This window comes from Tessaracoccus defluvii, from assembly GCF_014489575.1.
Classification (GTDB): domain Bacteria; phylum Actinomycetota; class Actinomycetes; order Propionibacteriales; family Propionibacteriaceae; genus Arachnia; species Arachnia defluvii.
This window is the reverse complement of sequence record NZ_CP060789.1, coordinates 1586952-1605317: the sequence shown is the minus strand read 5'-3', so window position 1 is coordinate 1605317 and position 18366 is coordinate 1586952. Positions and strand designations below refer to the sequence as shown.

20 protein-coding genes and 1 pseudogene are annotated in these 18366 nt (G+C 69.3%); 10 read left to right on the top strand and 11 right to left on the bottom strand.

All coding sequences use genetic code 11. The features are described 5' to 3' along the window. Nucleotide 1: 1 nt before the first annotated feature. The 9 genes from H9L22_RS07765 to cmtR (H9L22_RS07730) all read right to left on the bottom strand — a co-directional run bounded on the left by H9L22_RS07765 (nt 2) and on the right by cmtR (H9L22_RS07730) (nt 9202). Nucleotides 2–1006 (bottom strand): hypothetical protein, encoded by a 1005-nt coding sequence (locus H9L22_RS07765; protein ID WP_187722256.1) that lies wholly within the window; start codon nt 1004–1006, stop codon nt 2–4. Nucleotides 1007–1051: 45 nt separating this feature from the next. Beyond that, a complete protein-coding gene (locus tag H9L22_RS07760) occupies nt 1052–2929 on the bottom strand; it encodes a BCCT family transporter (protein WP_226966206.1) in 1878 nt (625 codons plus the stop codon). Between the two features lie 262 nt (nt 2930–3191). Next, nucleotides 3192–4010, bottom strand: a complete 819-nt coding sequence (locus H9L22_RS07755) for an AAA family ATPase (protein ID WP_037161208.1) — start codon at nt 4008–4010, stop codon at nt 3192–3194. After that, a complete protein-coding gene (locus tag H9L22_RS18765; RefSeq protein WP_226966205.1) occupies nt 4007–4417 on the bottom strand; it encodes a Mu transposase C-terminal domain-containing protein in 411 nt (136 codons plus the stop codon). Before H9L22_RS18765 ends, H9L22_RS07755 begins: the two co-directional genes overlap by 4 nt. Continuing rightward, nucleotides 4378–5403, bottom strand: a complete 1026-nt coding sequence (locus H9L22_RS07750) for a DDE-type integrase/transposase/recombinase (protein ID WP_226966204.1) — start codon at nt 5401–5403, stop codon at nt 4378–4380. The genes H9L22_RS18765 and H9L22_RS07750 overlap by 40 nt, the downstream gene beginning before the upstream one ends. 7 nt (nt 5404–5410) lie before the next feature. Next, nucleotides 5411–5998, bottom strand: coding sequence for a recombinase family protein (locus H9L22_RS07745; protein ID WP_006215039.1), 588 nt, complete (start codon nt 5996–5998; stop codon nt 5411–5413). A 271-nt stretch (nt 5999–6269) separates the two neighbouring features. Then, nucleotides 6270–6875 (bottom strand): cadmium resistance transporter, encoded by a 606-nt coding sequence (locus H9L22_RS07740; protein WP_068398372.1) that lies wholly within the window; start codon nt 6873–6875, stop codon nt 6270–6272. Between the two features lie 66 nt (nt 6876–6941). Continuing rightward, nucleotides 6942–8846 (bottom strand): heavy metal translocating P-type ATPase, encoded by a 1905-nt coding sequence (locus H9L22_RS07735; RefSeq protein WP_068398428.1) that lies wholly within the window; start codon nt 8844–8846, stop codon nt 6942–6944. Next, the gene (gene cmtR / locus H9L22_RS07730) at nt 8843–9202 is read right to left on the bottom strand and encodes a Cd(II)/Pb(II)-sensing metalloregulatory transcriptional regulator CmtR (RefSeq protein WP_060774483.1); all 360 of its coding nucleotides are present in this window, start codon (nt 9200–9202) and stop codon (nt 8843–8845) included. The genes H9L22_RS07735 and cmtR (H9L22_RS07730) overlap by 4 nt, the downstream gene beginning before the upstream one ends. 86 nt (nt 9203–9288) lie before the next feature. Here cmtR (H9L22_RS07730) and H9L22_RS07725 point away from each other — a divergent pair, with 86 nt between their 5' ends. The 3 genes from H9L22_RS07725 (at nt 9289) to H9L22_RS07715 (ending at nt 10779) form a co-directional block, all read left to right on the top strand. Next, nucleotides 9289–9663 carry an ArsR/SmtB family transcription factor gene (locus H9L22_RS07725; protein ID WP_187722254.1) on the top strand — a complete coding sequence of 125 codons (375 nt, stop codon included), beginning with the start codon at nt 9289–9291 and terminating at the stop codon, nt 9661–9663. Further along, on the top strand, nt 9663–10574 hold the full coding sequence (locus H9L22_RS07720) for a cation diffusion facilitator family transporter (RefSeq protein ID WP_002854089.1): 912 nt from the start codon (nt 9663–9665) through the stop codon (nt 10572–10574). The genes H9L22_RS07725 and H9L22_RS07720 overlap by 1 nt, the downstream gene beginning before the upstream one ends. A 64-nt stretch (nt 10575–10638) precedes the next feature. Continuing rightward, complete coding sequence (locus tag H9L22_RS07715) at nt 10639–10779, top strand: hypothetical protein (RefSeq protein ID WP_002854087.1); 141 nt, start codon at nt 10639–10641, stop codon at nt 10777–10779. A 270-nt stretch (nt 10780–11049) separates the two neighbouring features. On the opposite strand, the gene merA is transcribed toward H9L22_RS07715, so the two are convergent. Then, entirely contained in the window at nt 11050–12498 is a 1449-nt protein-coding gene (gene merA, locus H9L22_RS07710) for a mercury(II) reductase (RefSeq protein ID WP_041103924.1), read from the bottom strand. 71 nt (nt 12499–12569) lie between these two features. On the opposite strand from merA, the gene H9L22_RS07705 reads away from it, so the two are divergent. From H9L22_RS07705 to H9L22_RS19680, 6 genes and pseudogenes are all read left to right on the top strand, one after another. Continuing rightward, on the top strand, nt 12570–12839 hold the full coding sequence (locus H9L22_RS07705; RefSeq protein ID WP_455431977.1) for a MerR family transcriptional regulator: 270 nt from the start codon (nt 12570–12572) through the stop codon (nt 12837–12839). Beyond that, nucleotides 12836–12958 carry a hypothetical protein gene (locus H9L22_RS20750; RefSeq protein WP_455431976.1) on the top strand — a complete coding sequence of 41 codons (123 nt, stop codon included), beginning with the start codon at nt 12836–12838 and terminating at the stop codon, nt 12956–12958. Before H9L22_RS07705 ends, H9L22_RS20750 begins: the two co-directional genes overlap by 4 nt. A gap of 223 nt (nt 12959–13181) precedes the next feature. After that, entirely contained in the window at nt 13182–13541 is a 360-nt protein-coding gene (gene cmtR, locus H9L22_RS07700; protein WP_006590980.1) for a Cd(II)/Pb(II)-sensing metalloregulatory transcriptional regulator CmtR, read from the top strand. Then, complete coding sequence (locus tag H9L22_RS07695) at nt 13538–14140, top strand: cadmium resistance transporter (protein WP_078919667.1); 603 nt, start codon at nt 13538–13540, stop codon at nt 14138–14140. Before cmtR (H9L22_RS07700) ends, H9L22_RS07695 begins: the two co-directional genes overlap by 4 nt. A gap of 180 nt (nt 14141–14320) precedes the next feature. After that, nucleotides 14321–15261: pseudogene (locus tag H9L22_RS19685) on the top strand (DUF1846 domain-containing protein); the annotation flags it as partial. 48 nt (nt 15262–15309) lie between these two features. Next, a complete protein-coding gene (locus H9L22_RS19680) occupies nt 15310–15804 on the top strand; it encodes a DUF1846 family C-terminal domain-containing protein (RefSeq protein WP_406707827.1) in 495 nt (164 codons plus the stop codon). Nucleotides 15805–15819: 15 nt separating this feature from the next. Here H9L22_RS19680 and H9L22_RS07685 read toward each other — a convergent pair whose 3' ends face one another. Further along, nucleotides 15820–17001, bottom strand: a complete 1182-nt coding sequence (locus H9L22_RS07685) for an MFS transporter (RefSeq protein ID WP_187722253.1) — start codon at nt 16999–17001, stop codon at nt 15820–15822. A gap of 71 nt (nt 17002–17072) precedes the next feature. On the opposite strand from H9L22_RS07685, the gene H9L22_RS07680 reads away from it, so the two are divergent. Next, nucleotides 17073–17771, top strand: coding sequence for a TIGR03936 family radical SAM-associated protein (locus H9L22_RS07680; protein WP_187722252.1), 699 nt, complete (start codon nt 17073–17075; stop codon nt 17769–17771). The last annotated feature ends 595 nt before the right edge of the window (nt 17772–18366 follow it).

The window sequence follows — 18366 nt, the reverse complement described above, 5'->3', positions numbered from 1 at the left end:
GTCAGGGGCTGGTCAGCAGCGGCTCGCCGCTCATCAGGAAGTTCAGTGGCGCTCCGACGGAGCGTCCCTCCGCCGGGCTGAGGGTGACGGTGGCGACGTTCCCGTCGACGGCGACGCCGTCGACCAGGACGAACTCCGAGACTGTCGCGCCGGTCAGCAGCGTCGTGTCCCGCCACAGTGCCTCGAGCTGTCCGGCATCGGGGGCGGCCGCGAACCGGTAGACGACGTACACCTTCCCGGCGGACCAGCCGAGCCCGATCGTGTCGAAGGCGGTCTCCGGCATGCCCGGTGACGCGGCTGCGGTGCGCGGCGCGGTCAGCAACGCCGAGACGACGCCGACCCGGTCCAGGGCACCCGCGACATCGGCGAGGGCCTCGTCGTCGGCGAGGGTGCCCGCCCCGTCGAGCCACTCCCGCAGCGTCGGCGTCTGCGACGACATGGCCACGGCACCGCCGTCCTCGGCGAAGCGTGTCGGCCGCCGCACCTGGCTCAGCGCGTCCTCGGCAGTGAAGTCCGGCACCCCGTCCTCGCCGTCGATGTCGGTGTAGATGCCCCCGTCCAGGGGAATCAGGCTGCCGGCGAGGGCGCCGTCGCCGAGCCCGTCGAAGACGGTGAACGAGGAGGGCGGGGCGCCGATGTGGGCGAAGCTCGTCGCCTGTCCCAGGTGGAACCCGGTGATGGTGGCGAAGTCTGCGGGATGGAGGCGGGCGACGTCGTCGGGTACGGGGATCAGGACGGCGGCGCCCTCGGGGGAGGCGGCCTCACCTCTGGTGAGGGCGGGCAGCCAGCCGGCGACTGCCTCGGCGCTGTCGCCCTGCTCCGCGCCAGCCTGCTCGAGCGCCGCAGCCAGGTCGGCCATGGTGATGACGTAGTCGTCCGCCGTCGTGCCGGCGGGCAGCTGGGCCAGGGCCGAGGCGACCGTCCAGCCGCCGGGGGAGTCCTGGGCGCCGCAGCCGGACAGGAGCAGGGCTGCGGCGACGAGCGTGGCGGCTGTGCGGTGGTGCATCGGGACCTCCTCAGGGGGAAGGCCGCAGGCTAGCAACCGGAGGGCTCAGCCCCGGTCGTCGACCTCGTCCTCTGCGGGGGCGTCCGACATGGTGTCGGCGTCCTCTGCCGTCTCACCCTCGGGGGTCCACCCGTCCGCGTAGGTGCCGGTCGCATAGTCGTAGTCGACGGGGTCGCCCTCCTCATCGGTCCGCTGGTACCAGTCGGTGACCTCGGCGTCGTGCGAGTCGAAGTCGGCTCCTGCACCCTCACCCTCCGGCGCCTCCTGGATGGAGAGGCTGAAGTTGTCGCCGTACTGGTCCACGCCCTTCATGACGGCCTCCTTGAGCGCCGACATGGCGAAGCGACGGCGGATCACCGCAGGATCGGAGTTCAGGTCCTTGGCGAACGACAGCATCATCGCGACGAGGATCAGCGTGAACGGGATGGCGGTGACGATGATCATGTTCTGCAGGCCGTTGAGGGCGTCGCCGCCGCCGACGAGCAGCATCACCACGGCGATGCCCATCATCGCGAGGCCCCAGAAGATGGTGACCGGCTTCGACGGATCCGACTTGCCCCGCTGCGACAGGGTGCCCATCACGACGGAGGCCGAGTCGGCGGACGTGATGAAGAAGATGGCGATGATCACCATGCCGAGCACGGGGGTGATCTGGCTCAGGGGCAGTGTGCCGAGCACGTGGAAGAACATCTCCTCCGCCGGTCCATCGGCCGAGATCCCGTCGCCCTGCTGCCGGAGCCAGATGCTGGTTCCACCCAGCACCCCGAACGTGAGGATGCACACCAACGTCGGCATGGTGATCACGTAGATGACGAACTCGCGGAGCGTCCGGCCGCGGGAGATCCTGGCGAGGAAGATGCCGACGAAGGGGGACCAGGAGATCCACCACGCCCAGTAGAACACCGTCCACGACCCGACGAACGCGGCGGCCTCGCTGCCGTGCGCCGGCCCGAGGCCCAGCATGCCGAAGAAGTTCTGGGCGTAGTCCATGATGGCGGCAGGCCAGAGGTTCAGGATGAACAGCGTCGGGCCGGCAACGAAGATGAACACCGTCAGCGACAGCGCCAACACCATGTTGATGTTGGAGAGCCAACGGATGCCGCGCCCGATGCCCGAGACGGCGGACGCGATGAAGCATGCGGTGAGGATTGCGATGATGGCGATCAGCGCCGCGTTGGGCAGCTCGCCGATGCCCGCGACGATCTCGACGCCGCGGCCGATCTGCATGGCGCCGATGCCCAGCGAGGCGGAGGTGCCGAACAGAGTGGCGACGATGGCGAACATGTCGACCAGCCTGCCGACGGTCCCGTCGGCCCGCTTCTGCCCGACCAACGCCACCAGGATCGAGCTCATCAGCGGCACCCGGCCGCGCCGGAACGCGCCATAGGCCACGGCGGCCCCGACCAGGCCGTAGATGGCCCACGGACCCACGCCCCAGTGGAAGAAAGTCTGCGCCAACGCCTTGACGGCGGCCTCCGGCGTCTCGGCGGCTGGACCGCCGGGTGCGGGTGACTGGTAGTAGGTCAGAGGCTCCAGCGGGCCGAAGAAGATGATGCCGATCCCGATCCCGGCGGAGAACATCATGGCGATCCACGAGAACTTGCGGTATTCGGGCTTCTCGTCGTCCTTGCCCAGCGGGATGTTGCCGTAGCGGCTCGCCGCCATGGAGAGCATGAACACCAGGATCACGGCCACCAGGCCGGTGAACAGCCAGCCGACGTTCATCAGCGTCCAGTTCAGAGCCGCCGTCGACGCGGCGGACAGGCTGTCGGTCGAGATGACACCCCAGGCGATGAAAGCGAGGATCAGGGCGCCCGTGACGCCGAAGACGACCTTGTCAGTGCCGTAGCGGTTACGCTGCTCTTCTACGCCGATCCCCGGAACGAGCGCGGGGTGGATCCCATGGGGGTAGGTTTCTTCCACCTGCTTGAGCAGGCGTCGTGCCCGGGGCCGAAACCCACCTTGACCGGTCGTTGCGGATCGGCGTAACTCACACAGTCTCCCTCGTTCGGTAGTGCGACTGTTGAGGCACATTACCCCCACGCCGCCCGAAAACGGCTTCCGAGGCGACCGCTACGGCAGGCGCACGACGTTGTGGAACCGCACCGATCACCTGCGTCGGCGGAGGGCACGATGTGACTTCGTCTGCTGAATGGCGGGGTTCTTCGGTCGCTTCGTGGCGGGGTCAGGTGACACCGATGACCAGGGTGCTCTGTGCGGCTTCGATGACGTCGTTGGTGATGGTGTCGAGTTCGTTGATCTTCAGGACCCGCTGGATCTGGGGGAAGAGGCGTTCGAGGAGCCGGAAGTTGCCGCGGGTGATCCGTGCGATGGCTGCGATGGCTTGGGCGTCGGTGAAGTCGTCGGGGTCGAGGGTCTTGCCGAGGGATCGCCAGTGTCGCTCGAGGACGAACAGCAGTTCGTCTTGTCCCAGGGGCCGGTACTGGTGGGCGAAGCCGACGCGGCTGTAGAACTGGGGGTAGTGGCTGAACTGCTTCTCCAGGCCGGGCATGCCGATCAGGATCAGGGCGATGTCGTCGCGGTCGTAGCGATCGCGCAGCAGTTCCAGAGCGGCGGGACGCAGTCGTTCGGCCTCGTCGACGATGATCAGCTCCACGTAGTTCCTGCCGTGTCGCCATCCCCAGGCCTCGGGAGTGGCCGTGCCGGGAGGTACGAGGTGCTGCTCGATGCACATGTTGGTACGGGTGATGGCTTGGGTCAGCTCGTCCTTCAGGGTCCGCGGGGTGGTCAGCACGCTGGGGGTGTAGAGCACGGTGCGGCTCCGGTTCAAGGCGGCGTAGATCTTGGCGTCGTTGTCGGAGCGCGGCCCCCAGTAGGTCAGCAGGTCATGAGCCTTCTCGTAGTGTGCGTAGCGGCGCGCGGAGAGTGTCTTTCCTACGCCGGCTGATCCGAAGCACAAACCGATGGTGTGCCCGCGGCGCACGGCGTCGGCGAACTCGGTGAAGCGGCGGTGCTCCTTGGTGACGATGAAGCGCTGGCTCACCTGAGGTCCTCCTTGTAGATCTTCAACGCCGACCTCGGCGCCGGAGCCGGTGCTTCGGTGATCCGTGGCGTCTCGGTAGGTGCGGCCACGAGGGCGATGCGTTCGTTGATGCCGGCTCGCAGCGCCCGGCGGCGGGCGCTGCGCGCGGCCTGGATCTCCTTGAGGCTGACCTTCTGGTCGTGGTGCTCTTGGTTGACGGCCTTGCAGACGAATTCGTCGTGATCGAAGACGCGGATCTCGGTGATGTCGCGGGGGTCGTAGCGGATCACGACCGAGCGTCCGACGTAGCCGGCCAGAGTTGGCGCGACGTAGCGCAGGCCCTGGAAGCGGATGCCATCGCGGCGCACGACGCGGGTCTTGGCGACGGTCAACAGCAGTCTGTCGAGGTCTTCCAGGCTCTCGGGCATTCGGGGCAGCCAGCCATCGGCGATCCACGCGCTGCGCGGGGAGGTTCCGAGCTCGCTGTGCGTGCGGTCGTTGTAGGTGGCCACGAACGCCTCCAGGGCGCTATCGAGGGCGGCCAGGGACAGTTTCGGTGTCGGCCAGGGGTGCCCTTCGGTGATGTGTCCGGGCAGGGTGGCGAGTAGCTCGGTGTTGATGGTGCCGAAGAACCGCTCGATCTTGCCCGTCCCTGGGGTCGGGCGACGGTGGAGTGGATCAGTCGGATGTGGAGGTCGACGGCGGTGTGGGCGAGCTGGTCACTGGTGAAGTCGCTGCCGTGGTCGACGTAGAGCACGTCGGGCAGGCCGCACATCGGCCAGGCCGGGTCGGTCTTGTGCCAGATCGCTTGGCGCAGCGCCAGGGCGGTGTTCATCGCCGACGGTGCGCCCAGGAAGACTGTGTAGCCGCAGACCGCCCGGGAGCAGTCGTCGAGGATCGTTGTCAGCCATGGCCGTGCGGGCTTGCCGTCGGTGCCCACCACCAGGATGTCGAGCATGGTGTGATCGGATTGCCACATCGCGTAGGGCAGCTCTGCTTGCCGGCGTAGCACCAGCTCGTGCTTGTCGCGGTAGGACGCTGCGCCCTCCAGGGCGAGGGTGACCATGCCGGGATCCAGGGTCCGCACGATGTCCCACACCACCGAGTAGGAGGGGACCGGCCATCTCCGGGCGGCGCAGATGCCGGTGACTTTGCGGTGGATGGTGGCGATGGCCGGCCGCGGCTTGCTCAGTGCCAGGCCCTCGATCAGGTGGACGAGGTCGGGCGGAAGGCGGCGGGAGCCGGTGTCCGCTCGCGAGGCTGTCTCCAGTCCGGCGTAGCCGTCGGCGCGGTAGCGGGCGTGCCAGCGCTCCAGGGTCCGCAGCCCAACATCGGTCTCGCGAGCTAAGCGCGCGAGGGGCACCTGGTCCTCGACGTGGAGCCTGAGGATTCGCCACCGCGCTCGAGCGTCCACGACGCACCTACTGCAAGGCGTTCTCGCGCCCGCGCTCGGCGCGCTGAAGGGCGCGGTAGACCGTGGAGCGGCCCACGCTGAACAGCTCGGCCAGCTCGCCCACGGTGTGCTCGTCGGCGGCATGTAGCTGGACGAGGTGAGCTTCTTGCCGGGGGGTGAGTTTCGGTGACTTCCCGCGCAGCCGGCCCTTGGCCTTGGCGACCTTCATCCCCTCGCGGGTGCGGGCACGGATGAGGTCGGCTTCGAACTCGGCGACCATCGCCAGCACGTTGAACAACAGTTTCCCCATCGGGTCGGTCGGGTCGTACACCGATCCGGCGATGCTCAGCTTCACTTCCCGCGCCGCGAGGTCGTCGGCGATCTGGTGGGCATCACGGACTGAACGCGCCAGCCGATCGAGCTTGGTGACCACGAACGTATCGCCGTCCCGACAGGCAGCCAGCGCCTGCCGCAGGCCCTCACGGTCGGCGTTGCGGCCCGTGAGCCCGTGATCGACGTAGATGCGCTTGGGATCGACGCCGAACGCCGCGAGTCCGTCACGCTGCGCGGTCAGGTCCTGCTCGTCGGTGGAGACTCGGGCATAGCCGACCTTCAAGGGGACATGCTCCCCAGTGTGTCATATAGCCTCCCTTCACCGGACAGTTCACCGGACGGGTCTTACGGGACAGCCCGCCAGGCGTGCCGTCGTTCCTCTCGATAAGTAGCGGTGGTGTCCGGTGAGGGTTCCACTTACGGGACGGTCAATGCTCATGCCGCAGACCTCCCCCTCCCGCCGCAGAAGAGGTAACAGCGTTTGCTCCCGAGGACCGCGACGTTCTGTCAGTCGTCGTTGAATTTCCAGTGATGTCGGGCGCCGCGGGCGTGAGCTACAAGCCGAAGGCGCCGCCCTCGAGGAGGATGACGATGCCGAGGCCGATGAGGACCAGCGGGAAGAGGATGTGTTCCCAGCGTTCGAGGATCTCGGCGATGGGCCGGCGGGTGGCGACGTACTTGGCTGCGAGGACGAGGAGGCCGACCAGGGCGAGGAAGACGAGGCAGTAGGCGATGATCGCGGTGGTGGACGCGGTGGCGAAGACGGGGACGTAGACCCCGATGTTGTCTCCGCCGTTGGCGAACGTCACGGCGGCCACGGTCAGGACTCCGACCTGCTTGTCGGCGACCTTGGCCTCGTCATCGTCGTCGTCACCGCGGTTGCGCCACGCTCGCCATGCCGCGTAGAGGCCCAGGGCGAGGGGGATGAGCCCGAAGTAGGGCAGGGCGTCCTCGGGCAGGAAGCTGCGGGCCCCGAGGGAGATCACCACGGCGGCGAGCAGGATGCCCCCGAAGCCGAGGTACTGGCCGAGCAGGATCTTGCGGGTGGTGCCCCGCTGGCCGGCGCCGCGGGCGTAGAAGAGGGACAGGACGATGATGTCGTCGATGTTCGTGGCCACGAACAGGCCGATCGCCTGCAGGATCGGGGTGAGCAGTTCCATCGGTGCCTTTCAGGGCGCGCCGGACCGCCGGCGGTGGGTCAGTGGGGCCGCGTTGGTCCGCGGGGGTCAGTGTCCGCGCGTGGGCTGGTGGGTGCGTGCGGCGCGCAGGCCGTTGAGGATGACCAGGACCTCGGCGACTTCGTGGATGAGTACGACGGCGGCCAGGCCCAGGACGCCGGTGATGGCCAGGGGTGGCAGCGCGGCGATGATGAGCAGTGACAGGACGATGTTCTGGTTGACGATGCGCCGTCCGCGTCGGGCGTGGGCGATGGCCTGGGGCAGCAGGCGCAGGTCCTGGCCGGTGAAGGCGATGTCGGCGGACTCGATCGCGGCGTCGGAGCCGGTGGCTCCCATCGCGATCCCGACGTCGGCCGCGGCCAGGGCGGGGGCGTCGTTGATGCCGTCACCGATCATCGCGGTGGGCCGGCGCACGCTGAGCTCGCCCACGGCGGCGGACTTGCCTTCGGGGCGCAGCTCGGCGCGCACGTCGCTGATGCCGGCCTGGGCCGCGAGGGCGCGGGCGGTGCGCTCGTTGTCTCCGGTCAGCATCGTGACGTCGATGCCCTGGCCCGCCAGGGTCGTGATGACCTCGGGGACCTCGGGACGGAGCTCGTCACGCACCCCGATCGCCCCGGCGACCGCGCCGTCGCGGTGGACGACGACGACCGTCATCCCCTGGGCCTCCAGGTCACGGACCCGGTAGGTGAGGTCGCCGGGGTCGACCCAGCGGGGGCTGCCGACCAGCACTACGGCGCCGTCGACGGTGCCGTGGATTCCGTGGCCGGCTTCCTCGGTGGTGCCCTGGGCGGCGGGGATTGTGGGGGCGGCGTGGGTGATGGCGGTGGCGAGGGGGTGGGTGCTGTGCTGCTCGAGCGCGGCGGCCCAGGCCAGGACCTGTTGCTCGGTGACGTCGGCGGCGGGGACGACGGCGGTGACGGTGGGCTGGTTGCGGGTCAGGGTCCCGGTCTTGTCGAAGGCGACGTGCCCGATGTCCCCGAATCGTTCGAAGATGGCACCGCTCTTGATGATGACGCCGAACTTGCTGGCCGAGCCGACCGCGGAGACCACGGTGATCGGCACCGCGATCGCCAGCGCACACGGGGAGGCGGCCACGAGCACCACCAGGGCGCGGGTGATCCAGGTCTGCGGGTCACCGGCGAGTGAGCCGATGAGCGCGACCAGCACGGCCAGGACCAGGACGCCGGGCACGAGCGGACGGGCGATGCGGTCGGCCAGCCGGGCGCGTTGCCCCTTCTCGGCCTGGGCGCGTTCGACCAGGCTCACGATCGTGGTCAGGGAGTTGTCGGTGCCGGGCGCGGTCGCCTCGACCTGCAGGGCTCCGGCGGCGTTGATCGCCCCGGCAGACACCTCATCACCGGGGCCGACCTCGACGGGGATGGACTCACCGGTGATCGCCGAGGTGTCCACGCTGCTGTGCCCGCTGCGGACGATGCCGTCGGTGGCGATGCGCTCACCGGGCCTGATCAGCATGACCTGCCCCGCGGCCAGGTCACGGGCCGGGACGCTCGCGCTATGGCCGTCGGTGAGGACGGTGGCGCTCTGGGGCACGAGCTTGAGCAGCGCGCGCAGCCCGGCACGCGCCCGGTCCATCGCCCGGTCCTCCAAGGCCTCGGCGATGGAGTAGAGGAAGGCCAGGGCCGCGGCCTCCTCCACGTGGCCGAGGATGACCGCGCCGGTGGCGCTCATCGTCATGAGGAGCGCGATGCCGAGCTTGCCCGTGGCGAGCTTGCGCAGCGCACCGGGGACGAACGTGGAGGCCCCGAGCAGCAGACCGACCCAGAACAGCACCAGCGCCGCGCTCTGGGCGCCGGACCACTCACAGGCCAGCCCGGCGACGAACGCGACCCCCGAGGCGATGGGGATCAGGACGGCGCGGTCAGCCCACCACGGGGTCTCGTGCTCGTCGTCGGTCTCGAGCTCCTCGACGGGGGTGTGGGTGGTCGCCCTCATGCCACGGTCCCGCTCGGGCAGCAGCCGGGCACCGTGCAGGTGGCATCCACGCACGGGGCGTTCTCATCGACGGCCAGCGTCACCTCGACCAGCGCGGTCATCGCCGCCCCCAGGTGGGGGTCGGCGATCTCGTACCGCGTCTGGCGCCCCTCGGGCTCGGCCACGACGATGCCGCAGTCCCGCAGGCAGGTGAGGTGGTTCGACACGTTCGACCGGGTCAGGCCTAGGTCGCGGGCGAGTACCGCCGGGTAGCTCGGGCCCTCGAGGAGTGTCATGAGGATGCGGGAGCGGGTCGGGTCGGCCATCGCCCGGCCCAGCCGGTTCATCACGTCCAGCCGCGAAGCAATAGTCAGCATGCGCTGACCATACAGAACCTGCTGACCTCTCGTGTGTGGCTCCCGCTGCTGATATCTGCACATCTGCATTGGTGTATGGTCGTGGCATGAGTGTGACGCCGTTGGATTCGTGTCAGGTCACCGCCGTCCATCCGGAGAAGGTGGCGCTGACCCGGGAGAGGATCCCCGACGAGCGCGAGGCCGGCAGGTTGGCCGGGCTGTTCAAGCTCCTGGGGGACCCGCGCCGTGCCCGGGTGCTGTATGCGTTGCTGGAGGCCGGCGAGCTGTGCGTGTGTGACCTGGCGGCGTCGGTCGATGTCGCGGAGGCGTCGGTGTCCCATGTGCTGCGGGTGCTGCGTACCGCTGGGGTGGTCGAGAACCGCCGGGAGGGGCGGATGGTGTACTACCGCCTCGCTGACGGGCATGTGCGGATGCTGCTGGACGTCTCCCGTGAGCACGCCCGCCACGAGGGGCAGGGCTGATGGGGGCGGGACACAGCCATGCCCCGGCGACCGGGCATGCCGGTGGCCGCTACCGTCGGCGGCTGGCGGGGGCGTTCGCCCTGACGGCGGGCTTCTTCCTGATCGAGCTGGTCGCGGGGCTGGTGTCGGGGTCGTTGGCGCTGCTGTCGGATGCCGGGCACATGGCTGCCGATGTGGTGGTGCTGGGTGCGGCGCTGCTGGCGACGCGCATCGCGAGCCGGCCGGACTCCACAGGGCGACGCACCTATGGCTCCTACCGGGCCGAGGTGTTCGCCTCGGCGTTGGCGGTGCTGGCGATGCTCGCGGTCGGGGTGTACGTGGTGGTCGAGGCCATCAGCCGGCTGGGCGACGCGCCGGAGGTGGCCTCCGGCGCCATGCTCGCGGTCGGCTTCGCCGGCCTGGTGATCAACATCATCTCCATGCTGCTGCTGCGCAGCGGGGCCAAGGACAGCCTGAACGTCAAGGGCGCCTACTACGAGGTGATCGCCGACGCCGCCGGGTCGGTGGGTGTCATGGTCGCCGGCGTGCTGATCATCCTCACCGGCCAGCCGATCTGGGACGTCGTGGTCGCGGCGCTCATCGCGGTCTTCGTCATCATCCGGGCAGTGGTTCTGGGCAGGCAGGTGATCGCGGTGCTGGGCCAGCACGCCCCGGAAGGGGTGGACCCGGAGGACGTCGCCGGTGACCTGGACGCGGTCGAGGGGGTGGAGGAGGTCCACGACCTGCACCTGTGGACCCTGACGTCGGGGATGAACGTGGCCACGGCCCACCTGGTCGCTGACCAGGGCGCGGACCACGGCGCCGTGCTTGCCGGCGCGCGCCGGGTGCTGCGCGACCGTTACGGTATCGCCCATGCCACCTTGCAGGTGGAGGGCGCCGGCAGCGACGGCTGTCACGACCTGAGCTGGTAGCACTCGGCACGGAAGCCCGCTCGCGAGAGCCGCACATGCTTGAGCAACGTCTTAGGAGCGCGCGATGACCGCGAAGCACGGCAAGGGCCCCGGGCCGGACGAGGGCCAGCGGCCGGCCCGGCGCGGGGTGGTGCTCACCCTGCTGGGGATCGGTCTGGTCGCCGCGGCTTACGTGGTGACGATCGTGGTCATGGTGGTGCGGTGACGCGGCCCAAACGGACCGCGGCCTCATGGCGGCGCCGCAAGGCGGTCATCGCGTCGTCCAGTGCTGTCCTCGTCGGGTCGAGCACGTAGAGGTCGTGAAGACGTCCAGATATAGGCCTGGGACGGGAGTTCTTGCATCGACTGAACTCCCGGTGGTTGCAGGTCCGATACGCAGGGGTGCCAGTAAGTAGGGCTGATCGGCGCCCATTTTCTTGTCTCGCGCCCCGGGGCGAGGCGGTCCCCTATCGGTGTCCCTGTGTGCGGGGCAGGTTCACGCCGCGCAGCAGGAGAGCTTGGCGATGTCGGTGGTGAAGGCCTGCGCGGTGAGCTTGAGGCCTTCGGCCATGGTCAGGTAGGGGCTCCAGAGGTTGGCGACCTGGCTGGTGGTCATGCCGGCCTCGAGCATGTAGACCCCGGCGGCGGCGAGGTCGCCGGCGTCCTGGGCCAGGGCGGTAATGCCGATGATGCGGCCGGTGTCGGCGTCGGTGACCATCTTGATGAACCCGCGGGTGTCGCGGTTGACGATCGCGCGTGGGACGTGCGCGAGTGACAGGACACGGCTGTCGTAGCGGATCCCGGCAGCGGAGGCCTGCCGTTCGGTCATCCCGACGGCGGCCAGGGCGGGGCTGGTGAACACGACCCGGGGCAGGTGGCGGTAGTCGACCTCGAGGCCGGCGCCGGTGAGGGCGTTGTCGGCGACGAGGGCGCCGTGGGCCGCGGCGACGTACACGAACTGACGGTGGGCGGTGACGTCACCGGCAGCCCAGACGCGCGGGTTGGTGCTGCGCAGATGGCTGTCGACGACCACCTCGCCGTGGTCGCCGGTGCGCACGTCGACGGTGTCGAGACCGAGCGTGGCGGTGACCGGGCGGCGCCCGGTGGCGACGAGTACCTCGGCCGCCCGGAGTTCCTGTGAGCCGTCAGTGGTGGTGGCAGTGACCGTGACCTCGCCGGTGGCCGGGTCGCGGCGGACCGCGCTGGGCACCGCGCCGCGGATGATCTGGATGCCTTCGTCCGTGAAGATCTCATCCAGGGCGGTGGACGCCTCGGGTTCTTCCTGGGACGCCAGCCGTGAGCGGACCAGCATGGTGACCCGGACGCCGAGCCGAGCGAAGAGCTGGGCCTGCTCCATCGCGACGTAGCCGCCGCCGATGACCAGCAGCGACTCCGGGACGTGGTCCAGTTCCATCGCGGTGGTCGAGGTCAGGTAACCGGCCTCCTGCAGGCCGGGGACCGGCGGCGCCCAGGGCCTGGAGCCGGTGGCGATGAGGTAGTGCGCGGCCCGGACCGTCTCCACCGTGCCGTCAGGGCCGGTGACGCGCAGTGCCGGCTCGCTGGGTGTGCCGACGAACGTGGCGTCCCCGGGGTGGAGATCCCATCCGTACTCGGTGGCCAGGTCCAGGTACTTCTCGCCACGCAGTGACCCGACGAGCCGATCCTTGCCGGCGATCAAGGCGGGCATGTCGACCGGCCGGACTTCGGGGAGCGGCAGGCCGGGGAACCGGGAGGCGTCGAGTGTGACGTGGCGGGCCTCGGCGGTCGCGAGCAAGGCCTTGGAGGGCACGCACCCGGTGTTCACGCAGGTACCGCCGACGGTGCCACGCTCGATCATCACCACCCGTCTGCCGAGGTTGGTGGCGCGGATCGCGGCCGCGAACGCCGCCCCACCGGACCCGATCATTGCCAGGTCATACGACCTGCTGTTAGCCGTTGCCGTCATGAACTCCTCCTTCATCGCCCTCAGGATCGACCTTCCAGTGCACTGGAAGGTCAAGGGGGAGAATGAGTGGCATGCGGATCGGTGAGGTGGCTCGGGCGTCGGGCACGACGAGCAAGACCCTGCGGTACTACGAGGAGGTCGGGCTGCTACCCGCCGCGGACCGCACCCCGGCGGGCTACCGGGACTACGGCGCCGAGGTGCTCGACCGGCTGGACTTCATCCGCCGGGGGCAAGCGGCCGGGCTGACCCTGGCCCAGATCGGTCAGGTGCTGGACATCCGCGACCGGGGCAGGCCCCCTGCCGGCACGTCACCGACCTGCTCGACACCCGCCTTGATGTGATCGACCGGCAACTCGCCGAGCTCGCGCAGCTACGCACCACGATCGCCGACCTGCGCGAGGACGCCGCCGCCGGCGACCCGGCCACGTGCTCCCCCGAGGATGTCTGCCGCTACCTGTGACACCGAAGTTCACGGGCCCGTGGCAGCGCATGGCGGCCCACTCTGTTGCGTTGGGGTGTTAGACCTTTCGCAACGGTTCTGTTGCGCGGGGTGCACCCTATCGCGACGCCTATTCCTCCGGCCTGCCGTCGGCCGCTGTCCCGGTGAAGGATCCCCTTGCGGGCATGCGATCTGGGCTGACGCCTGTGACCGAGTGTTCAGTTCGCGCTGTATAGTTCAGTTCATGCTGACTATTGCTTCGCGTCTCGACGTGATGAACCGCCTGGGTCGTGCACTGGCCGACCCCACTCGATCCCGGATCATCTTGACCCTGCTCGACCATCCCGCTTACCCGGCGGAACTGGCCCGAGATCTGGACCTGACACGCCCGAACGTGTCCAACCACCTGGCATGCCTGCGCGATTGCGGGATCGTCGTCTCCGAGCCCGAGGGTCGTCGGACACGATATGAGATCGCCGATTCGCACCTGGCGCAGGCGCTGACGGCACTGGTCGATGCCACCCTGGCAGTGGACGAAGACGCCCCGTGCATCGATCCCGCCTGCTCGCTTCCCGGATGCGACGCAGCTGGGGAGGGCGCATGATCCTCACCTCGGTCTTGCAGGCGATGGGCCTGTTCGCAGCGACCAACATCGACGACATCATCGTGCTCTCCCTCTTCTTCGCGCGAGGGGCAGGCCAGCGCGGCACTACCGCCCGCATTCTGGCCGGCCAGTACCTCGGATTCGCCGGCATCCTCGGTGCCGCGGTCCTGGTGACCATCGGTGCCGGAGCATTCCTGCCCTCGGCAGCCATCCCGTACTTCGGTCTCATCCCTCTGGGCCTCGGCCTCTGGGCCGGATGGCAGGCCTGGCGCGGAGACGATGACGACGATGACGACGAGGCCAAGGTTGCCGGCAAGAAGGTCGGCGTGTGGACAGTCGCAGGCGTCACCCTTGCCAACGGCGGCGACAATATCGGCGTCTACACCCCTGTCTTCCTCAGCGTGGAACCTCTCGCAGTAGTCGCCTACTGCATCGTCTTCCTCGCGCTCGTCGCGGTCCTGGTGGCCCTGGCAAAGTTCGTCGCCACCCGCCCCCCGATCGCCGAAGTGCTCGAACGCTGGGAGCACATCCTCTTCCCCATCGTTCTCATCGGCCTCGGCATCGTGATCCTCGTCAGCGGCGGAGCCTTCGGACTCTGACGTAGCGGCAGCGATCCAAACGGCCCCGACCGGGCGCACCCCTCTCGGTTCAGACCGCGACACCTACCTGCAGCCAGTCCTGCGTGATCGCGGCAACAAGACCGCCACGGAGCGCTGCAAAAACCCCGCCACCAAGCGAACGAAGCCACAGGCACGATACGATCGACATCCGTGGCACGCATGGTGGGATTTGACCGAGAACGGTACCTGGCGCTCCAGTCGGAGCACATAGCCGAGAGGCGGCGGCGCTTCGGCGGCAAGCTGTATCTCGAGTTCGGCGGAAAGCTCTTCGACGACCACCACGCGTCGCGCGTGCTGCCGGGCTTCACCCCCGACAACAAGATCGCGATGCTCCACGAACTCCGCGACGAGGTGGAGATCGTCGTGGCGGTCAGCTCCCATGACATCGGCGGAAGCAAGGTGCGAGCCGACCTCGGCATCACCTATGAGTCGGACGTGCTGCGGCTGATCGACGAGTTCCGCTCCTACGGACTGTTCGTGGGAAGCGTCGTCATCACGCAGGTGACCGATGAGCACCGGCAGGCCCGCGCATTCAAGCGGAAGCTGGAACGGGCCGGGGTGAAGGTCTACCGGCACTACCCGATCAAGGGGTATCCGAGCGATGTCGCGCACATCGTCAGCGACGCGGGCTACGGCCGCAACGAGTACATCGAGACCGAGCGTGACCTCGTCGTCGTCACGGCGCCCGGCCCCGGCAGCGGCAAGATGGCGACCTGCCTGTCGCAGCTGTACCACGACCATCAGCGTGGCATCACGTCCGGCTACGCCAAATACGAGACCTTCCCGATCTGGAACCTCCCGCTCGACCACCCCGTCAACCTGGCCTACGAGGCGGCGACGGCGGACCTCGATGACGTGAACATGATCGACCCGTACCACCTTGCCGCCTACGGCGAACAGGTCGTCAACTACAACCGTGACGTCGAGATCTTCCCGGTGCTCAAGCTGCTTTTCGAGCGGCTCACGGGATCCTCGCCCTACCAGTCGCCCACCGACATGGGGTGAACATGGCCGGCGTGTGCATCTCGGACGACGCCGTCGTGCGCGAGGCCTCCAAGCAGGAGATCATCCGCCGCTACTTCCACGCCCTCGTCACCGAGCACCGCGACGACCTGGAGCCCACTGCCTCGGACCGGATCGCGCTGACCATGAGCCAGCTGGGGGTCGTGCGGGAGGACCGTCCCGTGGTCGTCCCCGCGCTGGAGGTGGAGCGTCGGACGAAGGCGCCGGCGGCCGCGATCGAGCTCCCCGACGGCCGCATCGTCACAGGGAAGACGTCGCCGCTGCTCGGTGCGTGTTCGGCGATGCTGCTCGATGCGCTGAAGGACCTGGCCGGGATCGATGCAGGGGTCCGACTGCTCGCGCCCGAGACGATCGAGCCGATCCAGACGCTCAAGACGCAACACCTGGGAAGCCGGAATCCGCGGCTGCACACCGACGAGGTGCTCATCGCCCTGTCGGTCAGTGCCCGGGACGACGCGCTGGCACGTGACGCGCTGGCCCAGCTCAAGCAGCTGCGCGGCTGCGACATGCACTCGACAGTGATCCTCGGCAGCGTGGATGCGGGGATACTGCGCAGCCTCGGCGTCAACGTCACGTCGGAGCCCGTCTACCAGACAAAGAACCTCTACCGGAAGCGCTGAGGATTGTGGCCCGGCTCAGGCCCTGAGCTGATCCTCGATGAGCCGGGGCCTGCAGGCGTAGAGCCCGGCCACGATCATGGGGACGGCAAGGACGAGCTGGACCCACATCGACGGCTCCCACCGTCCCGTGAGCGAGTGCAGGATCCCGAACGACAGCGGCCCCATTGTCGCGATGACGTAGCCCACCGACTGGGCGAACCCGCTCAACGCGGCCGTCGCGGCCGGGGTCCTCGCGCGGGTTCCGAACAGCGCCAGCAGGAGGGGGAAGGACGCCGTCCCCAGGGCGAGGAACACGGCCCACAGCCACGGCGCCGCCGTCGGGGCGAAGATCAGCCCCAGGTAGCCGGCGAACAGGAACCCCATGATCGCCAGGAACAGGCCGGTTGGGTTGGGCGTCCGCGCCACGTAGGCGGGGATGAGGAAGGCAGGAACGATGCCGACCCCGGTGGCGATGCCCAGCATCAGCCCCGCCTGCACCTCGTCGAGGCCGGCCGACCGGTACACGGAGGCGAGCCAGCCGAAGATCGAGTACGCCTGGGCGGACTGGATCCCGAAAAACACGGCGAGCGCCCAGCCCAGCCGGGTCCGCGCGATGTGTCGCAGCGTCACCGCGTCGCCCCGGGCGCCACGGGTGGCGTGCCCGCCCCGCAGCATCGGCAGCCAGAACAGGAGGGCGACGACGGCCGCGATCACGATCGTCCCGAGCCCCGCCCGCCAGCCGCCGAGCGCGACGGCCAGCGGCACCGTCGCCATGCTGGCGACCGTCACCCCGATGGTGAGGGTCAGCGAGTAGAGCGCAGTGACCAGCCCGATGCGGTCCGGATAGTGCTGCCGCACCAGGGAGGGAAGGAGCACATTGGCCATCGCCATGCCGGCCAGCGCCAGCGCCGAGGCGAGGAGGAAACCGACGGCGTCGTCGGCCAGTAGCCGCAGAACCTGGCCGGCGATGAGCGCGAGGAGAGCGACGGCGATGGTCCCGTGGTCACCCAGCTTCCGGGCCACCCACGGGGCAGCGGCGCCGAAGGCGGCGAAGCACAGGGTGGGCAGCGACGTCAGCAGACCGGCTGTCGTCCCGGTGAGCCCCAGTTCCGCGGTGATCTCGGTGAGCACCGGGCCCACCGAGACGGCGACCGGGCGCAGGTTGAAGGCCAGACACAGCAGGGCCACCAGTGGCATCCATCGGCGGAGCGTCTCCATGGGCAGCCCTCCTTCGATCCGGTCGGCCACGATACCCGGCTTCCGGTGCCGCGCCGGTAGACTCCCTCCCCGTGGGAAATCGACAGCCGCCGGTTCAGCAGGCACCCCCTGCGCAGAAGCTCCGCCTCCGCTACGTGAAGCGCGGGCCCGCGAGATTCACCTCGCACCGCGACTTCGGGAGGGCGCTCGAGCGGGCGCTGCGCCGGGCGGAGATCCCCATGGCCTACTCCTCGGGCTTCACGCCGCATCCCCGCATCTCGTACGCCAACGCCGCGCCCACGTCGGCCGCGTCGGAGGCCGAGTACGTGGAGCTCGGCCTGAAGTCCGTCTGTGATCCCGCGAAGGTGGTGGCCGCGTTGAACGAGGTCCTCCCCGCGGGCTTCGAGGTGCTGGACGCGGCTGAGGCGGTGTCGGAGTCTCTCGGCGAGCTGCTCGAGGCCTCCGACTGGCTGATCAGGCTCGACGGCGCCGCGGACGGCGTCCTCGCCGCCGCTCTGGCCGACCTCATGGGCCGCGATGAGTTCACCGTGGAACGGATGACAAAGACCGGCCTGCGCACCTTCGATGTGCGCTCCGCGATCCTGACCGCCGAGGTGACCGACGACGTGACGATCCGTGTGCGCACCGTGCACCAGACCCCGCTGGTGCGCCCCGACGACATCGTGAGCGCGCTGCGGCGGATCGACGAGGCCGTGCCCGGGCGGCCCCTGCTCACCAGGCTCGCCCAGGGACCCCTGCGCGACGGTGCGATCGGCGACCCGCTGCGCTGATTCACGGGCCGAATGCCCGCATCTGTTGTGTCCTGTGCGAGAATGGCATGAGGCCACGGCACCTCCCGGTGCCATCCTGGAGCAGCGAGACTGCACCGCGGCAGGCCTGCCGCGACTGTCTTGGACCCCGGGTCGGCCGTTGTACTTAGCGCACAGCTACGGCTGTGCCCGTCCGCGCATCCGCGCGTAAGGAGCCGCATGCTCGACAACGAATCCACGAACGACAACGTGACCCCCGAAACGCAGCCTGCAGCCGCGCCACCGCGCCGCCGCCGTGCTGCCAGCCGTCCCGCCGGAGCCCCCGTCGCAGCCCAGGTCGCAGAGTCGAAGCCCGCCTCCGAGATGCCGGCCGCGGCAGAGGCCCCGGCCGCTGAGAAGCCCGCAGCCACCGAGAAGCCGGCAGCCCGGGAGAAGCCCGCAGCCCGGGAGAAGACCGTTGCTGCGGCGCCGGTCGCCGACCAGGCCCCGGTGGCCGAGGAGAAGCCCGCCGCCGAGGCCGCTGAGATCACCCCGCGTCGCCGCCGGGCGGCGACCAAGCCAGCCGGCGAAGCCACCCGCCGTCGCCGCGTCCCCGTGAAGGGCGAAGAGTCGGCGC